Raw genomic sequence first — 15,617 nt, 5'->3', positions numbered from 1 at the left:
CATGAGTAACGAGCAGTTCTCGGGCCATTCGCCAGATCCGGTCGATCCGCCGCCCGGGTCGCACACCACGCCGCTCCCGCCCACGTCGGCACCGGCCGGCGACATGCCGCCCGGCACAGCCGGCTCGACACCACCGGCAACGCCGACGACGACCGAGGCGCCGCTGAAGCCGACGGCCGCCGAACGTGCGAACACGATCGTCAAGAAGGTCGTCATCGGCCTGATCATCGCGGCCCTCCTGGTGATCACCTACTTCATCCTGGAGGCGTTCCTACCTCGCTGGTGGGCCGGGCAGATCGGTCGCCGGGTCGACGGGTCGATGGCCAGCGGAGTCTGGACCGGCCTCGTGCTGGGTGTCGTCTGCACGTTCGTCCCGCTGTTGCTCTTTGTGTTCGCGTTCCTGAGTCGCAGCCGGATGAGAAACGTCCCTGCCATCGGATTCGCGGTGCTCGGCATCATCGTCGCGATCCCGAATCTGCTGACGCTGGCGGTCGTCGCGGGCGGCGGTAACGGGGCACACGCGGGTGAACGCATCTTCGACGTCGATGCACCCGGATTCCGCGCCGCAACACTATGGGGCGTGATCATCGGCATCGTCCTGGCGATCGCCGTCGGCTGGTTCATCTGGCGCTACCGCCGGCGTGGCCGGGAACTCGCGGCCACCCGCCCGGCGAAGGACAAGAAGAAAAAGAAGTGACGGTCGGACAGACCCACCACTGAGAAGATCAACCCGCCACCTCGACGAGGTGGCGGGTTGATTCGTTCGTGCTCGCGGGAGCGGTCAGTCGGCCAGTCCGGCATCCTTGCTGCCGTAGGTCTCGCGCAGCTTCGGCTTGACGACCTTGCCGCCCGCGTTGCGCGGCAGCTCGTCGATGATGACCAGGTCCTTGGGATGCTTAAAACGGGCCAGGTTCTCGTTGAGGTGGGGTTCCAGTTCGGCCAGCGTCAGATCGGTGACACCCTCGGCGAGGACGACGACGGCGACCGGCACCTCGCCCCATTTCTCGTGGGCGCGACCGATGATGGCTGCTTCCATGATCGCCGGGTGGCTGTAGAGGACGTTCTCGACCTCGGCGCAGTAGATGTTCTCGCCGCCGGAGATGATCATGTCCTTGGCGCGGTCGACGACGAAGAGGAAACCGTCCTCGTCCTCACGGACGAGGTCGCCGGAGTGGAACCACCCGCCGCGGAAAGCTTCTGCGGTCGCTTCGGGCTTGTTCCAATAGCCCTTCATCAGATTGGGTCCGCGATAGACGATCTCCCCCACCTCGCCGGGCTTCACGTCGTTCATCAGCGGGTCGACGATGCGCGCGGTCACGGCCGGCACCACCTTGCCGATCGAACCCTTCTTACGCAGTGCGTCTTTTCCCTCGAGGATCGTCGTCACCGGGGACATCTCGGTCTGCCCGAACGCGGTCATGTTGAGCGCCTCGGGGAAAGCCTCCCCCATGGCGTTGAGGACGGTGTCCGACGCCGGGGCGGCACCCCAGCTGATGTTGCGCAGACGAAGCGTTCGCGGACGGGCCTTCTGGGCCGCACACACCGCCTGCCACTGCGCGGGCACCATGAACACCGAAGTGGTGCCTTCTCTTTCGAGAGTGTCGAGCATGGCGTCGGGGTCGAAGGCGCCCAGCGGGTGGATGACGGCGCGGACGCCACGGTAGAAGACCGGGGCAAAGGCGGCCAGGCCGGCGATGTGGAACATCGGCGGCACCACCGATGCGACGTCGTCGGCGTCCGCGTTGGCGGTGGTGGCCATCGTGGTCACCGCCTGGGCGTGGAAGTTCTGGTGGGTCAGCATGGCGCCCTTGGGCTTTCCGGTGGTGCCCGAGGTGTACATGATCGCCGCGACGGTGTCTTCGGGGACGTCGACGGCCGGCAGGTCCGCATCACCCTGGGCGAGAAGGCCTTCGTACTCGAGGTGCTGCGGGTTCTCGCTGCCGTCGACGACGATCAGGGTGTCGATCCCGCCGGTGGACGCAGAGACGGCGTCGGCCAGGGGTGCGAGGAGTTTCTCGGTCACGATGACCTTGGCGCCGCTGTCCGAGACGAGGTAGGCGACCTCGGCGGGGCTCATGCGGATGTTCACCGGAACCGGGATCGCGCCGATCAGCGTCGCACCGAGGACGGCCTCGACGTACTCGGTGCGGTTGAGCAGCACCATCAGGATGCGATCACCGAACTGCACGCCGAGTCGGCTCAGCGCCGCGCCGAAAGCCCTCGACCGGTCGTCGAGTTGCTTCCATGTCGTGGACTTGTCCAGATAGGTGATCGCCACCTTGTCCGGCGTCATGAGCGCATGCCGGTGAACCTGGTTGTTCCAGTGATTACGGCGCGAGCGATACGGCTCGGTGGTCAGATCGGCGGTGGCTTCGTAGGTTGCGGTCATTCACTGGCTCCCGTGTCGATCGTGCGATGCTCGACATTGTTGCCTGCATCACAGTTGTCTGCGTCACACCCTACGCAGACTCGACGGGTTGCTCGTGAGCTTTCGGCGGGTCAATCGGACAAACCGGCGTCCTTGCTGCCGAAGCGCTGTCGCAGCACGGGTTTCGTCACCTTGCCACCGGCGTTGCGCGGCAGCTCGTCGACGATCACGAGGTCTTTGGGGTGCTTGAACCGTGCCAGGTTCTCGTTCAGATGTGGCTCCAATTCGGCCAGGTTCAGGTCGTCGACGCCGTCGGCGAGGACGACGACGGCGACGGGCACCTCGCCCCACTTCGGGTCCGCTCGTCCGATGACCGCTGCCTCGGCAATGCTCGGGTGGCCGTAGAGGACGTTCTCGACCTCGGCGCAGTAGATGTTCTCCCCGCCGGAGATGACCATGTCCTTGGCGCGGTCGACCACGAAGAGGAACCCCTCCTCGTCCTGACGGACCAGATCGCCGGAGTGGAACCAGCCGCCGCGGAAGGCGTCGGCGGTTTCGTCGGGCTTGTTCCAGTACCCCTTCATCAGGGTCGGGCCGCGATAGACGATCTCCCCCACCTCACCGGGCTCGACGTCGTTCATGAGCGGATCGACGATCCGTGCGGTCACGGCCGGCACCACCTTGCCGATCGACCCGATCTTGCGCAGCGCGTCCCGGCCTTCGAGGATGCAGGTCACCGGTGACATCTCGGTCTGCCCGAACGACGTCATGTTGAGTACGCCGGGGAATGTCTCGTTGATGGCGTTGAGCACGGTGTCCGACGCGGGCGCCCCGCCCCAGCTGAGGTGCCGCAGTCGGAGGGCGCGGGGGCGGGCCTGCTGAGCGGCGCACACGGCCTGCCACTGTGCGGGCACCATGAACACCGACGTCGATCCCTCCCGCTCGAGGGTGTCGAGCATGACGTCGGGATCGAAGGATCCGAGCGGGTGGATCACCGCGCGGATGCCGCGGTAGAAGACCATCGCGAAGGTGGCGAGACCGGCGATGTGAAACATCGGCGGGACGATCGACGCGACGTCCCCGACCTGCGGATTCGTCGTGGAGATCGACGTGACGGCCTGCGACTGGAAGTTCTGATGGGTCAGCATCGCGCCCTTGGGCCGGCCGGTGGTGCCCGAGGTGTACATGATGATCGCGACGGCGTCTTCGGGGACGTCGACGAACGGAAGGTCGGACGGGTCCTCGGCGGTGAGGTCCTCGAACCGGAGATGGTCGGGTGTGTCGCTGTCGCCGACGACGATCACGGTGTCCGCGACCCCGCTGAGCTCGCGTGCGGCGTCGACGATGCCGGTCAGCGCAGTCTCGGTGACGACGACCTCCGCGCCGCTGTCGGTCATGAGGTAGGCCATCTCGCCGGGACTGTTACGGATGTTCACCGGTACTGCGATCGCGCCGATGAGGGTCGCTCCCAGGATCGCCTCGGCGTACTCGGTCCGATTGAGCAGCGCCATCATGACCCGGTCGCCGAATCCCACGCCGCGTCGGCTCAACGCTGCGGCGAAGGCACGGGACCGCTCCTCGATCTGCTTCCACGTGCGGGTCTCGCCGAGGAAGGTGAGCGCGGGCTCGTCGGGGGTCATCTGCGCGTGCCGGCGGACCTGGTTGTTCCAGTGGTTGCGGCGTGAGCGGTGGGGCTCGGAGGTCAGGTCGGTGATGGCCTCGGCGATTGCGGTCATTTCGGCCTCCCAATGGCGGCGGACACCCGTTGTCCGACTTGTCGTACCGAGTCATCACCCTAGGCCGTGAACCGTGCGGAAAGCGCTGTGCAGCCGATGATTTGCTCCTATGGAAGAGTTAGCCCACTCCTATGGCACCGGGTCTCGTCCGTCGCGACCCGAACGTCGCCACCCGAATAGGGATCAGTACCCGCCACCCGCTCGGTGGTGTAGCCACTCGCGGACATGAGGGTCACGTGTCAGCGTTGCGGCACGCTCGTAGTGGTGCCGTGCGGCGGCCGTCGCGCCGTTGCGGAACAGCAGATCCGCACGAGTGGCGTGGAACGGCTGGAAGTCGTCGAGATCGTGCTCCGACTCGAGTTGGTCGAGCAAGGCCAGACCTTCGGCCGGTGACCCCGCGTGCCCCACGATCGCCGCGTGAGCCACCCGTGCACCCAGGGTCGGGGTGACGGCGACGAGCGCGGTCGTCAGTGACCGGAGGGCGTCCCAGGCGACGACACCGGTGCGTGCGCGATCGGTGTGCACCGACTGCATCGCGGCCTCGAGCTGGAACCGTCCCATCGGTGCGTCGAGGGAGGCGGCACGATTGAGCATCGCCTCGCCCTCGCGGATCAGGTCTCTGTTCCACCGGTCGGTGTCCTGCTCCTCCAGAGGGACGAACGGTCCGGTACGGGCGGGCGCCCGTGACAACGAGAACGCGATGAGAGCGGCCAGGCCCCATGCCTCGGGTTCGTCGTCGAGGAGATCGGCGAGCGTCACCGCCAGATACAGCGCCTCCCCGGCCATCGAGTCGACAGCGCCGGTGCCAGAACCGTTCGTCTCGTTCCAGGCGATGGCGAAGCACCCGTAGACCGCCTCGAGTACTGCCGAGAGGCGTGCCGGCATCGCGGCGCGGTCGGGCACGACGAAGGGGATGCGGGCGTCCCGGATGCGTCGCTTCGCGCGTACGAGACGCTGTGCCATGGTCGCAGGCGCCACCGCGAACGCCGCGGCGACATCGGCTGCCTCGAACCCGAGCACCGCCTGCAACATCAGCGGTGTCCGGATGGCGGGGTCGATCGCCGGGTGCGCACAGGTGAACAGCAGCTCGAGACGCTTGTCGCCGATGGCATCGGGGTCGAGTTCGTCGAAGGGTGTCACGCTGACCTCCCCCACTGCGTCGGCCCGGTCGTCGAGTTCGGTCGACTTCCGATGTGCCGCGGACTTCCAGACGTCGCGCTGATGGTTACGGGCAACGGAGAGCAGCCACGCGGCGGGATTCTCGGGTGTGCCGTTCACCGGCCACGTGCTCAGCGCGCGTTCGAAGGCGGTCGCCAATGCGTCCTCGGCGAGTGCGAGGTCGCCGGATGCCGCGGCGAGAAATCCGACCAGCCGCGAATACGATTCGCGTGCGGCATGATCGGCGGCGGCGTGCGCCCCGCCCCGGGTCGTGGGTTCCCCGGTCATCGGTTGGGCGTCATTTGTTGGGGGTCCAGACCCCGTTCATGGTGTACGTCGCACCGGGACGGATCTCGATGACGCCCCACTCGATCGGAGGCGCCTGACGAGCCCACTCGATGGCCGTGTCCAGGTCGGCGACATCGATGATGATCGTTCCGCCGAGCTGCTCCTTCGTGTCTGCGAAGGGTCCGTCCTGAACGACGAGCTCGCCGTCGACCTTCCGGATCGTCGTGGAGGCGGTCGAGTGCCGCAGCACTTCGGCACTCACGAGGACGCCGGCATCCTGCAGCGCACGGGTGTAGGCCGAGAATGCGGCCTGACCGGCCTGGATGGCTTCGTCGCCGAGCGTCGAGGCGTCGTGCTCGGGGTAGTGCAGCAAGAGTGAGTAGTGCATGGTCGACCTCCTGATCACGAGGACCGGCCTTCGGTCCGTGTGAGGAGATGACGAGCGTGCGACCCGTCGATCGACAGCCTACGACCGATGGCTCAATTCCCGCGCCGATCCGCCCGGACTGCGGCATCCGGCCACATTGGCGGGCACGGTGTCCCCGGCGTGGTAGCCAACTCGAAATGCCACCACTCGTTGACGAACGTCCGGCACAACCCCCACCGGTGACCGTGGCGTTCGAGCCAGGCTGCACCCTCCCACGGACCGACGTCGACCGCCTTGCCCCGAACGTGCGGCGACTCTTCGGCGGGCAGGACCCAGCGTCGGGCGGCCTCGGGACTGCCATAGGTGGCGATCGCGTTCCGCCAAAGCTGCCGTTGCTCGGCGTCGGACCGTTTCCCCGAGGTGATCCAGATCGGAATCCCCTGCGCCCGAGCCTCGTTCGAGGCGAATGTGTACGACGCGGCGAGGCCGGGAACGAGGCCTTCCGTCCCGGGGGCCAGGACCGCGGGCGCTGCCGCGGCCGACCCGACGCCGACCACGGCACCCGCAACAGCGCCCGCGGCGAGTGCGGCACACGTGAGTCTGGACGCGAGATTGCTCATCGGACCAGTAAACCGCACGCGGACCTTCGAGCGGGCCATGCATCATTCTCTTCCACCGATCGGCGCCGGTCTGCAATCGTGGAGTCATGGCCATCTCGGGTGCGCACGTCATCATCTACAGCAACGACGCCGATGCGGACCGGGCGTTCTTCCAGAACGTCCTCGAGTATCCGCATGTCGACGCGGGGCACGGTTGGCTGATCTTCAGGTTGCCGCCCGCCGAGCTCGCGGTGCATCCCACCGACGGCGAGACCCGCCACGAGCTGTACCTGATGGCCGACGACCTGCAGGAGACGATGGCGAAGCTGGCCGAATCCGGCGTCGAGTTCGACGAGGTCACCGATGAAGGATGGGGCGTTCTCACCGGATTCCGGTTGCCAGGAGGCGCGTCGATCGGACTCTACGAGCCGCGTCATCCGCGCGCGACCGAACTCTGAGAGGACCCGCTCGTCAGTCTTCCTTGATCGCGGCGAGCTGGATCAGGTTTCCGCAGGTGTCGTCGAAGACCGCCACGACCGCGGTACCGATGTCGGTCGGTTCCTGAGTGAAGACGACACCGTGTTCCCGGAGGCGTCGGTACTCGGCCTCGACATCGTCGACGGTGAACTGCGCCAACGGGATTCCGTCTTCGACGAGCGCGTCTCGGTAGGGTTTCACCGCTGGGTGCCCGGCCGGCTCCAGCAGGAGTTCGGCGCTGTCCGGCGCCTCCGGCGACTTGACGGTGAGCCACCAGGTGTTCTCCCCCATGGGGATGTCGTGGTGTTTGGTGAAGCCGAGTACGTCGGTGTAGAAACTCAGCGCCTTGCGCTGGTCGTCGACGAAGATCGAGGTCAATGTGATTCGCATGTCATGCCTTTCGTGTCACCGGCCACCGTTTGGTGATCTCTGCCAGCGGCGCCGGATCGAAGTAATGGAACTTGGCGCGCCCGCGTTTCTCGGTGTGGACCAGTCCGGCGGCCTCGAGTACCCCGAGATGCTGCGAGATGGCCTGGCGGGTCAGGCTCAAGCCCCGCTTCGTGGTGAGTCGTCCACAGATCTCGAACAGCGTCTGACCGTCGCGGTCGGCGAGTTCGTCGAGAATCGCACGCCGCGTCGGATCGTCGAGAGCATGGAACACGTCGGCCACACCTGACGATAGGCAAGTGAATGCTTGCATGTCAACGACGCTGCCCGGATACGCGGCGCGGGCCCGCAGACGTGGTGTCTGCGGGCCCGCGCCGAGAACTGATCGGTCAGTTCCGGGGGTATGGCACGCCCACGCGTTCGTAGGACTCGTAGACCTCTTTCATCTTGCCGCCGCGGAACGAACCCAGCAGCGCCTTCACCGCACGTCGACGGGCGGCGGCAACCGGCCTCGGATACTGCTTGGTGTTCATGAGCTTCTGCGCCCACTCCGGGTGCAGGTCCTGGATCGCCCAGTCGACGAGGGTCATCAGCGGACGCTGCCACGCCGGGTAGCGCCACGGAGCGGTCGGGTTGAGGAGCTCGACGGTCGGCATCGTCACGGCCAGGAACGGCAGCGAATCGGCGAGGTACTTGTCGACACCGTCCTTGGTGGTCGGCACGTTCGCTCCCCCGAGCTCCCGACCCATCCGCGCGTAGTCGTGGAAGAACTCCTCGAGACGGTCATCGCTCAGCGGGTCAGGATGGAACGCCTGGTGCGACGCCGCGAGCGCCCACGCCTGGGTGCAGTAGTTCCACGTCAGCAGATCAGGGTCGCTGGCCTTGTAGGGATGACCGTCGGGACGGACACCCTCGATGCGGTTGTGCATCCCGCGAACTGTCTTCGACACCCGTTCGGCCACCGGGGTCGACGCCATCGCGACGCCGAAGAAGAACGAGAGGGTGTGGCCGGAGCGGGACGACATCGCCTTCTCGTCGAACTGCCCGGTCGGGACGCCGTTGATCCGTTCGATCGCGCGCGTGTGCTCGTAGGCCATCCACGCCATGTCGGGGTGAAGGGTCTCCATCATCGCGGCGGCACCCATCGCGATCTGCACCGTCGGGAGATGTTCGTGGATGTACCAGACTGCACTGCCGGGACCGAACCACCCGGGATCGCCCTTGGGTTCGGTGAACTGGACGTTGCGGAAGAACTCGTCGCGGATCCCTTGGAAGGACTTGTCCACCGCCCGGTCGAACACCGTGCGCTTGTGCGGCACAGGCGCGACCGACGGGGTCGACTCAACAGCGGGTCGTGCTGTGTCTTGGATCACCATGGCACCGAGAATAACGCGACAAGCCAGTCGTATTCTATTCGCTTTCGGGCGCGCTCACAGCAACCATTGTTGTCTCCAAAATGGTTGTACGGCAACTTGATTCACTGACCACGAAGACGCTGATCATTGCTCCCGTGCGAAGTGCTCGCATTCCGGTCGTCAACCGGGCGGGACTCGTGCACAGCGGGTCCTCGAACGACGAGCGCGCCGTCCAACTGTGGGACGGCGCGCTCGGTCGGATCCGGTGCCGGTGCTCAGGCGAGGGCCGCCTTGATGGCCTTGTCGACCTCGAGGTCCTCGACCATGGAGTTCGCGGCCGCGAAGGCGAGTTCGACACGGTCGGGCGGCTGCAGTCCCGGCCACACCTTGCAGATGGCGATGGAGTCCCACGCGTCGAAGGCGAAGAAGCGCAGCGCTTCCCACGCCTGATCGAAAGTGGGCGCGTCGTCGACACCTTCGTCCTGGAGGGTGTCGAGGTAGGCCCGGAGGAGCTTCTCCTCGTTCCCACGGCGGATGTCGGCGGGGGTCGAGTGGGTCATCATGTAGCTGACCTCGCGCAGACCCGGGCCGCGGTGGATGACCTGCCAGTCCAGGAGGCCTGCAGTGCCGTCGGGCTTGAGGTACGTGTTCCCGATATGGGAGTCGCCGTGCAGCATGGTCTGCGGCCCCTGCTCCCATTTCGCATGCAGCGCTTTGTCGTTCTGGTTCGCGAACTCCGCCATCCGCCGCGCGGCCGGCGGGATCTCGACGCTTTCGTCGTTCAGGATCGTCTTGCGCACCTTGCGGAACTGCCACAGCAGCAACGGGAATCCCGGGCGCGCCGATTCGGGGGCGATCCACGGCAGCTCCGACGCGAGCCGAGGACTGTTCCAGAACTGCGCGTGCACCTTTGCCAGCGTTCGCATGATCGCCTCGACCCCCGGAAGGGTGATCTCTTCGATGCTGAACGGGAAAGTGGCACCGGCGGCTTCGAGGTCCTCGAGGACGAGCAGATGCCGGGCTCCGTGGCCGGCGTGCGCGAAGTACGACTTCGGGGCGATCGAATCGTCTAGTTGCGGACGGATCTGCTCGTAGAACTTCACCTCGTTGACCGCCATGTCGAGCGCCGCCACCATGGTCCGGTTCTTCGCGTTCAGGGGCGTCGACTTGATGAAGACACTGGCGGGCAGCCCGGCGTCGAGGCCGACGCGGTTCCACTGGATACCGAGGCGGTTGCGGTCGGTGGTTCCCGACGTGCCGTCGAGCCGGGTCACGCTCTCGGCCACCGCCCCCGGCGCTTTGGCGGCGAAGACCTTGGTCAAGAAGGCGGCGTCCACCTCGCCGACACTCGAGGGTCTGGGGGCCGGAGCCCAGGGAGAGATCGCGAACGACGTCTCGGCCAGGGCCTTCAAGGTCTGCTGCATGGTGTGGTCTCCCGCCGTATGCAGGCGCCAACATCGGACGCCGGGTGCGACATAGTTTACTTCGTCACCTATGTGCGGGGATCGGATTCGCCAGAACGATCAGGGTAGTTCGACCTTCGATGCGAGCCAGCGTCCGTCGACCTTCTCCATCGTCATCAGGATGCGGCTGCGATCCAGGCGAGGATCCGGGCTGGCCGTGTTCGTCACCGTCTGATCGACGAACAGCATCACCTCGACCTTGTTCTCGGACTGGGACTTGATCCCCGCGTCGATCACGGTGCCCTTGCCGGTGGCCTGGTTGTCGACGAGCAACTGCCGCAGCTGAGAGCTCGAACTCGAGTACATGTCCTTGAACTCGCCGGTCGCACCTTCGAGTACGCGCGCGAAGTCCCGGTCGAGGTTGCGGGTGTCGATGCTGGTGAGCGCGACGGCATAGTTCTCCGCGGTCCGCAGGGCCTCCTGACCGGCGTTCTCGACGTCGATGCGGTTCTTGAGCTGGAGGCCGAAGACGATCGCCAGCGCGGAGGCTGCGATCGTGATGACCGCGAGCAATCCAACGCCTGCGGCGCCCCAACCGAATCGGGCGGGCCTGCGTCCCACCGGACGTCCGCCATCTCCGGTGGAGGGCTCGGTCTCGGCGCTGTCGTCGTCTGTGGTGGCGTCGGCGCCCTTCGCCGACTTCTTGCGCGTCGATGTTGTCGTCGACTTCGGTGACTCCTTCCCGGCCTTCGTCTCGGACTCCGTCTCGGTCGACCTGTCGTCGACGGTGGTCGAGGTCGTGTCGTCCTGGTCGGTCACGATGGCATCAGTTGCGTCGGTGTCGGTCTCGACTGCCATATCGGTCTTCATGGTGATTCCTTTCTCGAGGGTGGAGGTTCCGCCGGGCGTGTGGACACGCCGCGGGTCACTGCGGTGGCGGTGGCAGCGGAACCTTCGGTCCTCCATAGGGCGTGGGAATGGTCAGCGGGCCGCGCGGAGGCGGATCGGCAGTCGCCCGCGGGTCGACGTTCGGCGGCGGGCCGGAGAGGTATTCCTCCCCCGCCGGATGCGGAGCGTTGCGCGCACCGCGGACGAGGATCGCCGGGTCGGGATCGTTGCAGTAGGTGTACAGGTACGGCATCGGATAATCCGGGATCGCCGGCGGCTTCCGTGGCAGGTCGTAGTCGCAGACGTAGCGTTCGTAGACGTCGACGATGCCCCAGGTGCCGCCGTCACGGAACGTCGAACCGATGGCCTCGAGCACCGAACCGCGATGGTCGGGCCAGATCGCCTCCAGCGCGGGCACTCTCAGGTACGACAGCTTCGAGATCGTGACCAGATTGCCGAGAAGCTGGACCATCGTGGGCGAGTTGTCGGCGAACATCGTGTCCACCGCGGCCATGGTCGCCGGCCCCTGGTCGACGAGGCGCCGGAACCCGCCGTCCATCTTCTCCACGCCGGTGAACACATTGCGGAGGTCGGCGGACATCGTCCGGATCTTCGGTGCAGTCTCCCCCAGCGTCCCGACCATCACCTTGCTGGACTTGAGCAACGACGTGGTGTTCGGCAGTGCGGTGTGCAGCGTCGACAGCATGAAGATCCCGCCGTTGACGATGTTGTCGAGCTTTTCCACTCCCTGAGGCGAGACGCCGAGTTCCTTGACCACGACCTCCAACTCCTCGGGGTTGATCTGGTCGAGCGTCCCTTGCAGGCCTTCGAGGACCTCGGCGATGGGAGTGGGCGTCGTGGTGCGTTCGGCATCGATGACGGCGTTGTCGGTCAGATAGGGGCCGTCGCCGTTCGCCGGACGGAAGTCCAGGTACTGCTCGCCGGCCGGGGAGAGTCCCGACACCCGAACGGCAGTATCGGCGGGGATCTTGGTGTCGGTGGACACGCGCACCACCGCGACGACACCGGACTCGCTGAGGTCGACAGCGGAGACGCGGCCGATGGACACACCACGCATCGTGACGTCCTGGCCGGCCAGCAGTCCGCCGGAGTTGAGCAGGTTGACGCGGATGGTCATCTGGGATGCGCCGGGGTTGATGCGGAGGGCGCCGAAGAGCAGGTAGGCAACACCGAGGACCAGTGTCAGCGCGAGTGCGACGCCGGACAGGACGAGGCGTCGGGCCCTACCCCAACGGACGGCTCCGACGAGTCCGGCCGCGACCGGCTGTGCTGCACGGCGGATTCCCATCACCGGCCTCCTGTCGACTGCTTGTACAGCTTGTCGAGCAGGTAGGAGATGCTGCCGATCACGTTGATCACGTCCGTAGCGTCCGGCACGCGCATCCCGGGGTCGGCCTTGTGGTTGGGGTCGCCGACGACCCCCAAGGCGATTGCCTCGATGTCGATGTTCGCGTGTGCGGAGGTCGAACTCGAGGCCTTGATCAGCGGCGCCAGGATCGAATTCACCGCATTCATGTTGGCGTTCGGGTTCAGTGACGCCGCGTTGAACCAGTAGGAAAGCTTGTTCATGTCGGCGATGGTGCTACGGCTGTCGGTGCCCTTGATGGAGGGGAACTGTCCGATGAGTTCGGTGAGCCGGTCGACGTTGGCCACCATGTCGAGAACCTGACCGGTGTTGGCCGACAACGCCCCGACGGCCGGCGCCGCGGCACCGATCGCCGCGGACAGATCCTTCTGTCGCGCACCGAGAGTGGTCGCGAGGTCGCTGGTGTTACGCATGGCACGGTTGATCTCGCCCGTACGGTTGGACAGGGTCGAGATCAGATCGGTCGACTCGTCGACCAGATTCGCGACCGACTCGCCGTCCGGGCCGACCGCTTCACCGAGGCCGTTGACGACCTTCACGAGATTGCGAACCGCACCACCGTTCACCAGCAACGCGCTGGTGGCGAGGACCTCTTCGACGGTGGCCGCCGACGACGTGTCGTCGATCGACAACTGGCCTCCGTTCTGCAGTTCGCCCTTGTCGTCCTGTCCCTCGGGAGGCGGCTCGAGTGCGACGAAGACGTCGCCGAGCGGTGTGGCCGAACGCAATTCGGCCGTCGTACCGACCGGCAGCGAGGTGGACGACTGGATCCGGAGATCGACGATCGCAGTGAAGTTCTCCGCCTTCATCGTCGCAACCGAGCCCACATCCGCACCGAGCACACGCACCTTGGCCCCCTGAGGAAGATTGAGTGCGTTCGTGAATCGAGCGGTCAGCGTGTACGTGGAGTCCGAGGCCCCGGGCGCCGGCAGCGGGAGTTGCTCGAGTCCGACCCCGCACCCGCTGACTCCCAGTACCGCGGCCAAACCGACGGCGACAGCCGCTGCGGGTTTGCCGACGCTCCGCCGTGCCCGGGCGCTCACTTGGCGTTCTCCACGAGTGCAGCGAGGATCGACGTGGCCCCGAAGTCGGGTCCGAAGTCCTGCAGTGTTCCGGTGGAACAACCGAGTTGGCGTAGGCCGAGCAGGTTGCACACCTCCTTGACTGCCTGACCGTCCAGCAGGAGTTTGTCGACCAGCCCGTGCACGCGCAGTGCGCCGGCCTCCTGGTCGATCGCGTTGTAGACGTTGTCCATGAGCATCGGCGCGATGTCGAAGAACTCCGACAGATTGCGTCGGTAGTCGACCATCGCGGTGGTCACGGTGTTGGTGCTCGACAGCGTGTTCTTGAGCGTCTCGCGGTTGGTGATGAGCAGCGCCTGGGTTTCCTTCAGCAGCTCGTTGAGCTGCTTTCCCGTGGTCCCGGTGCCCAGGTCCTCCGAGGCCAGGAATGACGACATCTGAGCGAATCCGGAACCGAGGTCGCGAATCACGGCGTCGTTGTTCGCGGCGGCCTCACTGAGCTTCGCCAGGTTCGCCGCGATCGCGGTGATGTCCCGCCGCGAATGTGCGCCGCCGTCCTCACTGAGGCGCAGCGCGCGTTCGAGATCGCCGAGGGCATCCCGCATGGACTGACCGTTGCCCTCGGTCATCGCGACGCTCACCGCCATCAGATCGGCCACCGGGCCCTCGCCCTGGCTGTCACCGTTGCCGCCGAGTTCGCTCGACAGCCGCTCGACCATGGTGAGGATCCGGTCGAACTCGATCGGTGTGCGGGTGCGATCGAGGCCGATCGTGTCGCCGTTCTGCATCGTCGGCCCCTCGCGATACACGGGGGTCAGTTCGACGTGACGGTCGGTGAGGATCGACGTCGAGACGGTCACGGCCTCGGCGGTTGCCGGGATCTTGATGTCCCCGTCGATCTCCATGGTGACGAGCGCATAACCACCCTTCGCCTCGATCTCGGTGACCTTCCCGATCGACATCCCGAGCACGTCCACCGAGTTGCCGACGTAGAGGCCGTTGGCGTTGTCGAATTCGGCGGTGACGGTGATCTTTTCCTCGAACGGATTGGATCCGATCGAGCACCCGGTCAGCAGGAGCGCCGCCGCGGCCAGGATCAGCAGCGGGTGTGCGATGACTCTGGACATCACTTGCACTCCTTGAAGTACTCGGCGAGCGACATCATCTTCGCCTGCCCACTGACCGCACACATCCACGCGTCCACGAGAGCGCCTGCAGGAGCGCCGAACTCGAGATTGTTGCCGTAGCCGGTCGCGTTCGCGAAGTTGCGGATCGGTACGGGCATGATCTGCAGCGTGTTCCGCAGCACGTCTTCCCGGCGGGCCACGGCGCCGAGCAGGGTCTCCATGTTCTGGAGCAACTGGGTGACCTGCGGACCCTGGACGCCGACGATCTGATGGAGGTTGCCGATCAGTCGGGTGGTGGACTTGATCAGCTGCTGCAACGAGTTGATGCGGGTCACCAGCTCGGTGACGAGTTGCTCACCACGAACGACCATCTGGCCCAACGCGACCTGCTGATTGCGGATCGCGGTCGTCAGCTCGTTGGTGCTGGCTAGGAGCTGGCCGATCTGGGTCCGTCGGTCGGCGATGATGGTCGAGAGGTTCTCGATGTTCTTCAGCGCCTGCGGCATCACGTACGGTGCCCCGTCGAGTTGGTCGGACAGCACCGTCATCGAATCCGCGATGCGTTTGGCGTCGACCTGTTCGAAGGTGGTCGTGGCGTTCGCCAAGGCGGTCTGCAGGTCATAGGGCACCGAGGTGTTGGCCAGCGGGATGACGTCGTCGGGGACCCGGCCCTCACCCGCGGGCTGGATCTCGACGTACCGGGAACCGAGCAGCGTTGTCAGCTTGATGGCCGCCTTGGTGTCGGCACCGAGTTCGACGTCGCCGTCGATCTTCATCGACACGATCACTCGGTCGCCGGCGAGCCTCACTCCGGTGACCGTGCCGATCGGGACGCCGGCCGCGGTGACCTGGTCGCCACCGGAAATCTGTGCAGCCTGGACGAATTCGGCGTCGTAGGTCTTGTCCCCGATGCCCAGCCGGCCGATGCCGACGATGGCCAGCACCACGAGACACAGGATCAGGATGGCGCTGATCCCCAGCTTGAACTTGCTCTGCTCCTCCAGCCGCCTGAACGGATTGGACAACGTCGGTTTCGACAGCGACGGTCGCTTCAT

16 protein-coding genes are annotated in these 15,617 nt (G+C 66.0%); 2 read left to right on the top strand and 14 right to left on the bottom strand.

Annotated features, from left to right (window positions below):
• Position 1: 1 nt before the first annotated feature.
• On the top strand, positions 2 to 697 hold the full coding sequence (locus GONAM_RS00735) for a hypothetical protein (RefSeq protein ID WP_040534901.1): 696 nt from the start codon (positions 2 to 4) through the stop codon (positions 695 to 697).
• 84 nt (positions 698 to 781) lie between these two features.
• On the opposite strand, the gene fadD5 (GONAM_RS00730) is transcribed toward GONAM_RS00735, so the two are convergent.
• The 5 genes from fadD5 (GONAM_RS00730) to GONAM_RS00710 form a co-directional block, all read right to left on the bottom strand.
• Positions 782 to 2,389, bottom strand: coding sequence for a fatty-acid--CoA ligase FadD5 (gene fadD5, locus GONAM_RS00730; RefSeq protein WP_006864851.1), 1,608 nt, complete (start codon positions 2,387 to 2,389; stop codon positions 782 to 784).
• A 110-nt stretch (positions 2,390 to 2,499) separates the two neighbouring features.
• Positions 2,500 to 4,104, bottom strand: a complete 1,605-nt coding sequence (gene fadD5 / locus GONAM_RS00725; RefSeq protein ID WP_006864850.1) for a fatty-acid--CoA ligase FadD5 — start codon at positions 4,102 to 4,104, stop codon at positions 2,500 to 2,502.
• Positions 4,105 to 4,287: 183 nt separating this feature from the next.
• Positions 4,288 to 5,550 carry an RNA polymerase sigma factor gene (locus GONAM_RS00720; RefSeq protein WP_006864849.1) on the bottom strand — a complete coding sequence of 421 codons (1,263 nt, stop codon included), beginning with the start codon at positions 5,548 to 5,550 and terminating at the stop codon, positions 4,288 to 4,290.
• 10 nt (positions 5,551 to 5,560) lie between these two features.
• Positions 5,561 to 5,938, bottom strand: a complete 378-nt coding sequence (locus tag GONAM_RS00715) for a YciI family protein (protein WP_006864848.1) — start codon at positions 5,936 to 5,938, stop codon at positions 5,561 to 5,563.
• Between the two features lie 92 nt (positions 5,939 to 6,030).
• The gene (locus GONAM_RS00710; protein ID WP_040534896.1) at positions 6,031 to 6,537 is read right to left on the bottom strand and encodes a M15 family metallopeptidase; all 507 of its coding nucleotides are present in this window, start codon (positions 6,535 to 6,537) and stop codon (positions 6,031 to 6,033) included.
• Positions 6,538 to 6,623: 86 nt separating this feature from the next.
• On the opposite strand from GONAM_RS00710, the gene GONAM_RS00705 reads away from it, so the two are divergent.
• Positions 6,624 to 6,974: a VOC family protein gene (locus tag GONAM_RS00705; RefSeq protein ID WP_006864846.1), complete on the top strand. Its 351-nt coding sequence runs from the start codon at positions 6,624 to 6,626 to the stop codon at positions 6,972 to 6,974.
• Positions 6,975 to 6,987: 13 nt separating this feature from the next.
• On the opposite strand, the gene GONAM_RS00700 is transcribed toward GONAM_RS00705, so the two are convergent.
• From GONAM_RS00700 to GONAM_RS00660, 9 genes are all read right to left on the bottom strand, one after another.
• The gene (locus tag GONAM_RS00700) at positions 6,988 to 7,383 is read right to left on the bottom strand and encodes a VOC family protein (RefSeq protein ID WP_006864845.1); all 396 of its coding nucleotides are present in this window, start codon (positions 7,381 to 7,383) and stop codon (positions 6,988 to 6,990) included.
• A gap of 1 nt (position 7,384) precedes the next feature.
• Positions 7,385 to 7,693, bottom strand: a complete 309-nt coding sequence (locus GONAM_RS00695; protein ID WP_051992425.1) for an ArsR/SmtB family transcription factor — start codon at positions 7,691 to 7,693, stop codon at positions 7,385 to 7,387.
• A gap of 76 nt (positions 7,694 to 7,769) precedes the next feature.
• Entirely contained in the window at positions 7,770 to 8,756 is a 987-nt protein-coding gene (locus GONAM_RS00690) for an oxygenase MpaB family protein (protein ID WP_245548543.1), read from the bottom strand.
• 254 nt (positions 8,757 to 9,010) lie between these two features.
• A complete protein-coding gene (locus GONAM_RS00685; protein ID WP_006864842.1) occupies positions 9,011 to 10,159 on the bottom strand; it encodes a phosphotransferase in 1,149 nt (382 codons plus the stop codon).
• Positions 10,160 to 10,258: 99 nt separating this feature from the next.
• On the bottom strand, positions 10,259 to 11,008 hold the full coding sequence (locus GONAM_RS22805) for an Rv1363c family protein (RefSeq protein ID WP_006864841.1): 750 nt from the start codon (positions 11,006 to 11,008) through the stop codon (positions 10,259 to 10,261).
• A gap of 55 nt (positions 11,009 to 11,063) precedes the next feature.
• On the bottom strand, positions 11,064 to 12,335 hold the full coding sequence (locus GONAM_RS00675; protein WP_006864840.1) for an MlaD family protein: 1,272 nt from the start codon (positions 12,333 to 12,335) through the stop codon (positions 11,064 to 11,066).
• The gene (locus tag GONAM_RS00670; protein WP_006864839.1) at positions 12,335 to 13,456 is read right to left on the bottom strand and encodes an MlaD family protein; all 1,122 of its coding nucleotides are present in this window, start codon (positions 13,454 to 13,456) and stop codon (positions 12,335 to 12,337) included. The genes GONAM_RS00675 and GONAM_RS00670 overlap by 1 nt, the downstream gene beginning before the upstream one ends.
• Positions 13,453 to 14,562: an MlaD family protein gene (locus GONAM_RS00665; protein WP_006864838.1), complete on the bottom strand. Its 1,110-nt coding sequence runs from the start codon at positions 14,560 to 14,562 to the stop codon at positions 13,453 to 13,455. The genes GONAM_RS00670 and GONAM_RS00665 overlap by 4 nt, the downstream gene beginning before the upstream one ends.
• Entirely contained in the window at positions 14,562 to 15,617 is a 1,056-nt protein-coding gene (locus GONAM_RS00660; protein ID WP_174310807.1) for an MCE family protein, read from the bottom strand. The genes GONAM_RS00665 and GONAM_RS00660 overlap by 1 nt, the downstream gene beginning before the upstream one ends.

Origin of the sequence: Gordonia namibiensis NBRC 108229 (assembly GCF_000298235.1) — a bacterium.
GTDB classification, from domain to species: Bacteria; Actinomycetota; Actinomycetes; order Mycobacteriales; family Mycobacteriaceae; genus Gordonia; species Gordonia namibiensis.
Note: the sequence above shows the minus strand (reverse complement) of the source record. Positions and strands in the feature narration are given on the sequence as shown.